The 2082-nt window shown below is 35.8% G+C and carries 1 protein-coding gene; it reads left to right on the top strand.

Going from position 1 to position 2082, the window contains the following annotated elements:
- Positions 1-223: 223 nt before the first annotated feature.
- Positions 224-2082: ABC transporter ATP-binding protein/permease (locus tag FJR06_RS05355; protein ID WP_168651013.1), on the top strand; the 1859-nt coding region annotated here is incomplete at its 3' end.

Here is a 2082-nt window from a genome sequence, read left to right as displayed (position 1 = left end):
CCTCTTGCCTAGTGCCATAACGACGATTTTCAATGCTAACCTACTTAGCTCAATACTGGATTGCTAGTCTGGCTTTTTGCTCCTGAGTATTAATATGGAATTCTATCGGACTCCTATTTAATTTTTGATAGCTTGCTGTAGCCATACAAGACTTAGTAGGTATCAAGTCCGTCTTTTCTGTTCCCTGTTCCCTACCTCAAAACACTAAAATAATTTTTTTAAGATGCAAGCTAAACCTTTTATTGATAAATCCGCCACAAATAATTCTGCTCCAGTTGCTAACCGATTTTGGGAAAATGTCAAAGCGGTTATTGGTCCTTACTGGTATCCCACAGAAGCCAACGGTAGAGCATTCTCAGATGTAGTGCGGACATGGGGAATGCTGATTCTTCTCATATTATTAATTGTCGCACTTGTAAGCGTAACTGCTTTTAATAGCTTTGTTAGCCGTTATTTGCTTGATGTGATTACTGAAGAAAAAGATTTAAAGAAATTTATTGATATATTATTGGTTTACGCTGCTGCTCTGGTTTTGGTGACACTTTTAGTAGGATTTTCTAGATTTGTTAGGAAACAAATTTCTCTTGATTGGTATGAATGGTTAAATCATCAAATTTTATCAAAATATTTAAGTAATCGTGCCTACTATAAAATCAACTTTCAATCTGATGTTAGTAATCCAGATCAACAAATATCCCAAGAAATCGAACCTTTGACTAGAAATGCTCTCAGCTTTTCAGCGACTTGTTTAGAAAAAGTCCTGGAAATGACAACTTTTTTAATTATTCTCTGGAGCCTTTCTAAATTTGTAGCAATTGCCCTGCTTGTTTATACTATAGCGGGCAATTTAATTGCTCTTTATTTAGCTGAACAATTAAATAAGATCCAAGAAGAGGGACTCGAATTTACGGCAGACCACACTTATAGTCTGACTCATGTTCGTAATCATGCTGAATCAATAGCTTTCTTTCAAGGAGAAGAACAAGAATTAAATATGATTCAGCGCAGATTTAATAAGATTATTCAAAATACCAAACGCAAGATTAATTGGGAAAGAAGTCAGGATATTTTTAACAGAGCATATCAGGCTATTATCCAAATATTTCCATTTATAGTATTCGGACCTTTACAGATTAAAGGGGAAATTGATTTTGGGGAAATTGCTCAAGCTAGTTTAGCTTGTAATCTGTTTGCCAATGCTATAGCCGAATTAATCAGAGAATTTGCAACTTCAGGAAGATTTTCTATTTATGTTGAACGTTTAGTTGAATTGTCAAATGCGTTAGAAGCAGTCAACAAATTACCAGAAAATGTCAGTACGATTAAGACAATAGAAGAAAACCGTTTAGCTTTTGAGAATGTTACTTTACAAACACCCAACTATGAACAGGTAATCGTCGAAAATTTGTCTTTGAGTGTTCAACCTGGAGAGGGGTTATTAATTGTTGGGCCTAGTGGTCGAGGTAAAAGTTCTCTGTTGAGAGCGATCGCTGGTTTGTGGAATGCGGGAACTGGTCGTTTGGTAAGACCCCCCCTAGAAGAAGTTTTATTCCTACCCCAACGTCCTTATATAATTCTAGGTACTTTGCGCGAACAGTTACTTTATCCGCATACAAATCGCAAAATGAGCGATGCAGAACTTAAAGAGATTTTACAACAAGTTAATTTACAAAACTTAGTTAGTCGTATAGATGGCTTTGATACAGAAGTTCCTTGGGAAAATATACTCTCATTAGGAGAACAACAACGTCTTGCCTTCGCACGCTTATTAGTTACTCGTCCTAGTTTCACTATCTTAGATGAAGCCACAAGTGCTTTAGATTTAAATAATGAAGGAAATTTATATGAACAATTACAATCAACGAAAACAACTTTTATCAGTGTGGGACATCGAGAAAGTTTGTTTAATTATCATGACTGGGTTTTGGAACTTTCACAAGATTCTAGTTGGCAACTTGTAACTGTGGAGGATTATCGGCAGCAGAAGGTAAAAGAAACAGTCACTAATGCTCCCAAAAATCCTCAAGTCACAATAGATATTTTACCTAACAATGAATCTTCAACTCCACCAGAAATAGCCAT

The organism is Dolichospermum sp. UHCC 0352, assembly GCF_009711925.1.
GTDB classification, from domain to species: domain Bacteria; phylum Cyanobacteriota; class Cyanobacteriia; order Cyanobacteriales; family Nostocaceae; genus Dolichospermum; species Dolichospermum lemmermannii.
The sequence above is the reverse complement of the archived record's forward strand: the minus strand, read 5'-3'. Positions and strand labels throughout refer to the sequence as shown.